Origin of the sequence: Myroides sp. DF42-4-2, from assembly GCF_030326445.1 — a bacterium.
In the GTDB taxonomy this organism is placed as follows: Bacteria; Bacteroidota; Bacteroidia; order Flavobacteriales; family Flavobacteriaceae; genus Flavobacterium.
Genome location: NZ_JACAKI010000012.1, coordinates 107,595 through 114,483 on the forward strand (window position 1 = coordinate 107,595; position 6,889 = coordinate 114,483).

Here is a 6,889-nt window from a genome sequence, read left to right on the forward strand (position 1 = left end):
TTTATCCTATTGTTTTAAAATATATTGAAACTACTATACTTTGATCCTTATCAATAAAGTCAATTCCTGAACCCTCATAAATGAAATTATCATCTATAAACTCACGCAAAGAGTCAACAAACCTCATTGCCTCACTAATTTTGTTTGGAGAGAAGTAGGTATGCAACCCTACACTATACTCATCACCATCAAGAGAAGCAGGTAATTGCTGAATATTGTAAATTGAAAAAGGATATTTAACTCCCTCACCAGCAACAACTGGAAAGATTCTTTTTTCCACCACAGAAGTAAATAAATCTGAAGTAGAAAAAAGCTGATACAATTCTTTACTTAACTCAAGCATTGTTGTTTTGTTTTATCAACGTTTCTAAATTGACCCCTACTTTGTTCTTCAATGAAGTTTCTAAACCTCTCTTTTTACTTTCAAATGTTTTTGTAATGAACGGATCCGCTTTTACATGTCCTTGAGTTTTTTCAGGTAGTGTTTTCTTACGCCATCGCTTCAAAGGATTTCGCTTTAGCGTGTTAATATTTCGATAAATTCGATGTCCATTGTGAACCATTTGAGCATACCAACCATCAAATCCATTTTGCACTCTAGCGCCAACCCAAACACGCACATAATTTTGACTATTTGAATCGAAAACACCAATCGATTCTTTCAAATTACCAGCTCTTTGCTGGACCCTGCCCGCACCATTTTTTCGACCAGAAGAAAAAGCCTTTGATTTAACCGGAGTTTTACTCTTAACTGATGACGACAACTCAGAAGCAACCTCAGTCAAAATCTTCCGATAACGCCCCTTCTCTCTCGCCCCATCAGCCAATTGCTTAAGATTGCTACTCACCTGAATCGTTGCCTTAATCATAAACGAAACAAATCAATTGTAGATTTGATCTCCTCCCAATCTCAGCAACATGCGTAATGTTGTAAAGCTGCTTATTGTACTCTACAACAAACTCATTTCCACGTTCGAAAATGACCCGGTTGAAGCGAATTGTAAAACTCTTGTTCAGCAAGTGACGAACATTTCCTTCAACTTTCTCCGATCCTGTATCCGTATCCACTCTTGCCCAACACTCAGCAATCTTTTTCTTCTCCTCTTTAGCCTCTCCAATATCATTCTGCGTTTTGATATTTTCATAGACGACTATCTTACGATCCATTTGCCCGATGTACGGTTTTCTTACTGCCATTTTCGATAAGGTCTTAATAGATTATTTACTGCTGTATTATTTCCTTGATTTCTATCCTCCCGCTTTTCGTACGCATCTCCAATCATCAAAAGCATTGCTGATAAAATATCTTTTGGCAACGTTTCCGAATCAAAGCCCAACTCAATTGTTACTTTCAATTGTTGCCCCGGATCTAGCACCACATCCTTAAAAGATACTTCATAAATCTCTGGACCTCTTTTTGTTTGAGAATAAGCAGAAGCAGGAAGAAGAACTGAACCAACACCTTCTTCCAACACTTCTACCTTTTGAACCTCGTCATTCAAAGACGATCTTTCAATAACTATCGATTCAGCATTATGAGTCAAAAATTCAATTATCCCCTTCTTTAAAACTCTTTCAGTGTAGTTTTCCGCTTGAGTAATAGCAGATGCTATCGCTACCTCAATCAACATATTCTCATCGTCATTATCAACATCCAAGCGCAAGTGCTTTTTTGCTAATTCCAACTTCACTACCTCTACATTTTCTATAGCAATAACATCTGCATTCATACCAAACAAACTATTTATTATGAAAGATTTTTTATTTCACGTATTCTGCGTATTTCGCTTCTACGATTTCCGCTGCCACTTCCTTATCCATAGCGACTTCTTGACCTACATTGTAAGGAAGTTTAAATTTCCCCGCTGGAGACAAAGTGAAACGAATAATTGTTTCGTCTTTTTTTGCCTTCACTTGCTTTGGCTGTTTCTTTTCCAACTCCGTAATCTTAGCTTCAGCCTTCTCCAACTTCCCTTGCAACTCAGCCTTTTCTGTTTCTAAATTCTGAATCAAGGTTTCTTTTTCAGAAACAGCAGCCTCCAATGCTGTCACTTTCTCTTCTAATCCTTCAGCATTTGCATTAGAAACTGTTTCTGTTTGCTCTGAAAGGCCAGGAGCTTTTTCCGCTCCTGGTCCTTGTTTTTTATTGTCTGTACTCATGACTTACGCTTTTAAGAATTTATTTACTGCGAACGCTTCAGGATTAGCTGATTGAATATCCGCATACAAGTTAGAATACAACAATACCTCTCCTGTGCTAGCACCTGTAGCCGTATCAGTAGTAAAGTTCACACCACCCCATTGACCGATATACAACTCAGAGAAGTTTCCATAAATCAACGTTTGCAAGCCTGCTAACTCTTCAACTAAATTGGTAACGATAGTTTTTTGCCCGTCAATCAATCCATTTTCCATAACAAAGCGTCCGCTTCCCGCATCCTTTTTAGTTGTTTTGGCTGCTGCTGCTAATTTTGAATTAAGAATAAACACCTCGTTCCCAGCATCCGCATTCGCTCCAGCAATCAATCCCCACAATTCAACGGCCGCTTCATAAGACATTTCCTCTTCAGCAACAGCTTTCGCAAGCTGAACACCTGTCATGTTTAAAATACCCAGAGGTTCTTTATTACCATCGCCATTCAAAGCTGCTTTATTCAAGGCTCTTGCAGCTGCAAAACGCAACTTATTGTAAAGCATATTCTCTACAGCAACAGACGACTGCAATATCAACTGTTTCGAAACAGAAACCCCAGCACCCGCTCTTTTTGGTTTCATAATTGGCCCATCGATTTCTTCTGCCTCTAATTTGATCTTCTCTCGCTCAGACAACCATTTGTATTCGTAGTCTGAAAATTTAGGTAAGGAAACATTTCCAACTAACCCCGATAAGAAACTAGCACCTACATCTTCAAGAAACAATCTTGGAATAAAACTCTCCACTACATTAATATCTGTAGGCACCAATTTCCCCCCAAACTTTCCTGAATCTTCAGTAACTGTCTGCCCGGTTGCGCGAACCATAGAAGCAGGAATAGAGAAACTGTTTTTTGTATCAAACCCCAAATGCAAACGGGTAGCTTCTCTAACAGCTTCGTCGTTCATTTCTTTTTCTACACCGTCTAATGCTTCTTCCGTAATAACACTTCTAGCTGCTTTTAAAAACGAATAACGTTTTGCAATTTTTTCAATTTCCGCTCCTTCACCATCACCCACAGAAGCACCCGCTAACCCAGCAAATCTTCTTTGCCTTTCCTCGTGCTTCTCAGCCTTTTCAATTTCACCATCTAGATCCGAAATCTCTGTATCAGAATCATCCAACTCAGTTTGTTCTTCCGCAGACACCTCTCTATTTTCCTTTTCAACTAACTTGTAAATAGCTTGTTGACGTTGCAGAAGAGCCATTCTTTTCTGCTTTAATTCATCAGACTTTTTCATCTTACTTTAACATTTTAATTTTTAAATCAACCAAAGCAGCTCTAACTGCATATTTATTTCTCACATCTCCTCTTGCTTTAGGAAATCTTTGTTCAAAGTCACTTTTGTATTCCGCTGATCGCTTTAATGCATCAGGATTACTCCCAATTGGAACGATACTCCATTCCAACAGTGATTGTCTATCGAAGTACAATAAATCGGGATTCTCACCTTCATCAAAATCACCCCAATGCCAATCGTGTATATCCGCCCCAATGGATGCCATTCTAAGCGTTCCGTTTTGAACTTTTCTAAACACTTTTTCTGCCAATGGATTGTCTTCCGCGTTCTCAAAGGTTACTGTAGCAATCAACTCTCCATTTTCAACCCTCACAACAGAAGTACCAATTACCATATCCGGATCACCTGAATAGGATTTATGCGCATATAACACCACCGGATTGAGCGCATATCGCTCCAACTCCCAACCATCTATTTTAAAGACCGTTCCGTATGTATCTGGAGTTTCCGAACTGATTACAAACTCAGCTTGTCTATTTTCAATCTGCTCTTCAGTTAAAACTCGTACAACTGCTTCCCTAACTACCTTACTCATTCTTCAATTCCTTTTTATTTTTATCAATCATAAAGCTCAACAATTCCATATTCACAGGAGTAAGCGGCTCATCAAGCCCTTCAATTGGATTCAAATCTTCCAAAGCCCTTACTTCATTTCTTGTCATTATTCCTGCGTAAACCATGGCTGAATAATAAGATTGCCTTGCTTGTAAATCCCCTCTTAACAAAACTTTTTCATTAAACTTCACGTATAGCGATTCTGAACTTTCGCGAGCAAACATCTTTCTATTTAATTCTTGCTCAATCCTTGTTATCCAGGGAAGCAAAGAATCTTGAACGTGTTCGATACTTTGTGCTTGAATATTACTGTAGTTTGCATTGGTAAGGTCCTTTAGCTTATGAGGAGCAATGTTCAACCAACGGGCAATTTCTGTAACAGAATGCTTATTAGTCTCTAAGAACTGAGCTTCTTCAGGAGTCACACTAATAGCTTTATATTTCAAACCTTCATCAAGAACAGGTACTTTAAACTTATTCTTCTCAGCCATCTTTTTAGTAAATCCCTCTGAGATAGATTTTTTATTATCTACATGAATAGCTTTGTCACTCTCAATAACTCCATATCCAATACCACGATCACTATAAATAGTAGAAGCGTATTTTTGTGCATCTAGATTTACTCCTAGATTATACGCTGCCCATTTTATTACAGGGATTCCCATAATTCCATCTATACTAAATGCAATAAAATGCAATATATCACTAGACAAAAACACTTCTCCTTTTATTACATAAAACAGCTCGTCACCTACACGCTTAACATCTACATCATAACCGTCTTGAATGACAAGCTTTTCTTCTATTCCCATGCTATTACGGTGAACACGCACATAACAATTACCCTTAAGAATTACTTGCAACCCAATCGCTTTCCAAAAATTAAAAGCTGTCATTAGGTTTGATGGCGCAGTCGATATTAGATAATTCAATGGATGATCCGGATATCTCTCACGATGATCTCCATCTTTTTTAAAAACTGATTTAGGTAGTTTAGCTATATCGTTGCTTATCTGATCAACCGCATTATAAAATGCAGACAATGTTAATGCTGACGAAGCAGTAGCTATCGTTCCTTCTCCTGGAGGACCCATGAAGGAAATGTCCGAAGAAATCGAACTGTCAGAAGTTTTAAAAAGTCTACCTAAGAATCCAAACACTATCTTATCATTTGATGATTACATAGCAAACTTAAGTAGCAAAACCTTGACATGGTGACAACAATGTTGTCGAAGTTTAACTATATTTGAACTAAACTGTTATATATGAGTAATTATTTTTTTATTAGTTCAGAATGGGATTGGGTCAAAAATGAGACAAAATTCAAACCACACTACAAAAGACGGACTTCAGACACAGAAAGTTTTGTCCTTAATAGTATTCCTCAATATCCAGACATGTATGATTTATTATCCCAGATGAAATCAGATAGTAAAAGATTAAATAAATTATATAAAAAATTAATTAAAATAACTGGAGCTGAAAGAATTACAGACAAAAAAGATTCTTTTATAGAAAATCAAATCAAAACATTAAATTTGAGATTAGATAGATACATAAATCAATGTATAAGACTACAAATCTGCACACAATATATCAAGTTTAATGAAACTCCGGGATGGGGAGATCAAATAATAATAGATTTACAAAACACTTTTTTAGAAGAATTCAAAGATTTATACAGCTACTATATTAAAGAAGTTGACAGAAAAGATCTTATAAAAGTTGTTGACGAAACTAATTTTTATGAATTCATAGGAGTTAACAAACGAACAATTACCAACAATGAATTACCTAAGAAAGTCGTTGACGAAATAATACTTTTTTTAAATAACTCTAACAAAGACGTACTAAAAAAGACATTATACGTCTTTGGATACGCAAAATCTGACCCTCCACATTCATATTTAACTAAAAATATTTATTATAATTATCATTCAACACTATTTAAATTATACAACATAGATTATGAAGTTACAATTAATCATAAAAACCATTCTTTATTTAAAAATAAATTAAACCTTTATGATTTAATAAGTACTCATTATTTTAACAAACAACTAAAAAGTAACAATTCAAAAAGTTACACTTGTATAAATGAATTATTAAAAAATAATTCTGATTTAATTATATGGGCTATATTAAATATTAATTTCTTTACGGTTGAAGATTTTATACTTACCCATCCTAAATTGTTTAAAAATAATGATTATTTAAAAGCAGTCACAATTAACAAAATTAAATCTGTTTATCTAAATAGGTTGGTGGTAGAATATGAAAAAGAAGATTATGATGATGATGGATATTATCAAGAAGACGAAAGAGAAAATTATGATGTTGCTAGAGATGCGTTTGAAGGAGACTACGACGCATATAATATATGGAACGATTAATCAGAAAGGAGCTATTGATTAGCTCCTTTTAAAACTCCTTATTAAAAAAAAGGCACTGTCTCTTAAAGTGTGTAAGTTCAAAAATAAAGCTTGGGTTAGGTTTTACATTAAAGTCTAACCCTTTCTTGATATAGGATTAAGAATTGATCAATAATCACACCCCAGTTTCTCACAGGCATTGACCATTTTTTAGTTGCTTCTCTTACAGCCAAATATACGGATTTCATGACAGCTTCGTCAGTGGGGAAAGATAATTTATTTTTGGTATACTTCCTGATTTTGCCATTTAGATTCTCAATAAGATTGGTTGTATATATGATTTTTCTAATATCTACGGGGAATTCAAAGAATACAGTAAGATCTTCCCAGTTGTTTCTCCAGCTTTGGATTGCATAGGAGTATTTATGTTCCCATTTAGCAGCAAAGTCGTTTAGCGCAGCTTCAGC

General features: G+C 35.6%; 10 protein-coding genes. 1 reads left to right on the forward strand and 9 read right to left on the reverse strand.

What is annotated here, in order from left to right; translation table 11 throughout:
- Position 1: 1 nt before the first annotated feature.
- From HX062_RS10415 to HX062_RS10450, 8 genes are read right to left on the reverse strand one after another with little or no spacing between them, the layout of a single operon-like run.
- Positions 2-343: a hypothetical protein gene (locus tag HX062_RS10415; RefSeq protein ID WP_286467345.1), complete on the reverse strand. Its 342-nt coding sequence runs from the start codon at positions 341-343 to the stop codon at positions 2-4.
- Positions 336-869 carry a hypothetical protein gene (locus tag HX062_RS10420; RefSeq protein ID WP_286467346.1) on the reverse strand — a complete coding sequence of 178 codons (534 nt, stop codon included), beginning with the start codon at positions 867-869 and terminating at the stop codon, positions 336-338. Before HX062_RS10420 ends, HX062_RS10415 begins: the two co-directional genes overlap by 8 nt.
- Complete coding sequence (locus HX062_RS10425) at positions 862-1,197, reverse strand: phage head completion protein (protein WP_286467347.1); 336 nt, start codon at positions 1,195-1,197, stop codon at positions 862-864. Before HX062_RS10425 ends, HX062_RS10420 begins: the two co-directional genes overlap by 8 nt.
- A complete protein-coding gene (locus HX062_RS10430) occupies positions 1,188-1,730 on the reverse strand; it encodes a head-tail connector protein (RefSeq protein WP_286467348.1) in 543 nt (180 codons plus the stop codon). The genes HX062_RS10425 and HX062_RS10430 overlap by 10 nt, the downstream gene beginning before the upstream one ends.
- Before the next feature lie 31 nt (positions 1,731-1,761).
- Entirely contained in the window at positions 1,762-2,160 is a 399-nt protein-coding gene (locus tag HX062_RS10435; protein WP_286467349.1) for a hypothetical protein, read from the reverse strand.
- 3 nt (positions 2,161-2,163) lie between these two features.
- Entirely contained in the window at positions 2,164-3,435 is a 1,272-nt protein-coding gene (locus HX062_RS10440; protein ID WP_286467350.1) for a phage major capsid protein, read from the reverse strand.
- Between the two features lies 1 nt (position 3,436).
- The gene (locus HX062_RS10445; RefSeq protein WP_286467352.1) at positions 3,437-4,030 is read right to left on the reverse strand and encodes an HK97 family phage prohead protease; all 594 of its coding nucleotides are present in this window, start codon (positions 4,028-4,030) and stop codon (positions 3,437-3,439) included.
- Positions 4,023-5,210: a phage portal protein gene (locus tag HX062_RS10450; protein ID WP_286467353.1), complete on the reverse strand. Its 1,188-nt coding sequence runs from the start codon at positions 5,208-5,210 to the stop codon at positions 4,023-4,025. Before HX062_RS10450 ends, HX062_RS10445 begins: the two co-directional genes overlap by 8 nt.
- 105 nt (positions 5,211-5,315) lie before the next feature.
- Between HX062_RS10450 and HX062_RS10455 the strand changes: the two genes are divergently transcribed.
- Positions 5,316-6,443: a hypothetical protein gene (locus HX062_RS10455; protein ID WP_286467356.1), complete on the forward strand. Its 1,128-nt coding sequence runs from the start codon at positions 5,316-5,318 to the stop codon at positions 6,441-6,443.
- A 107-nt stretch (positions 6,444-6,550) separates the two neighbouring features.
- Here HX062_RS10455 and HX062_RS10460 read toward each other — a convergent pair.
- A partial coding sequence (locus HX062_RS10460) for a transposase (RefSeq protein ID WP_286467357.1) occupies positions 6,551-6,889 on the reverse strand: 339 nt, incomplete at its 5' end.

Coding starts and splice junctions, on each gene's coding strand:
- HX062_RS10435 (WP_286467349.1), bottom strand. CDS start 2,160: ATGAGTACAGACAATAAAAAACAAGGACCAGGAGCGGAAAAAGCTCCT.
- HX062_RS10440 (WP_286467350.1), bottom strand. CDS start 3,435: ATGAAAAAGTCTGATGAATTAAAGCAGAAAAGAATGGCTCTTCTGCAA.
- HX062_RS10425 (WP_286467347.1), bottom strand. CDS start 1,197: ATGGCAGTAAGAAAACCGTACATCGGGCAAATGGATCGTAAGATAGTC.
- HX062_RS10420 (WP_286467346.1), bottom strand. CDS start 869: ATGATTAAGGCAACGATTCAGGTGAGTAGCAATCTTAAGCAATTGGCT.
- HX062_RS10430 (WP_286467348.1), bottom strand. CDS start 1,730: ATGAATGCAGATGTTATTGCTATAGAAAATGTAGAGGTAGTGAAGTTG.
- HX062_RS10415 (WP_286467345.1), bottom strand. CDS start 343: ATGCTTGAGTTAAGTAAAGAATTGTATCAGCTTTTTTCTACTTCAGAT.
- HX062_RS10445 (WP_286467352.1), bottom strand. CDS start 4,030: ATGAGTAAGGTAGTTAGGGAAGCAGTTGTACGAGTTTTAACTGAAGAG.
- HX062_RS10455 (WP_286467356.1), top strand. CDS start 5,316: ATGAGTAATTATTTTTTTATTAGTTCAGAATGGGATTGGGTCAAAAAT.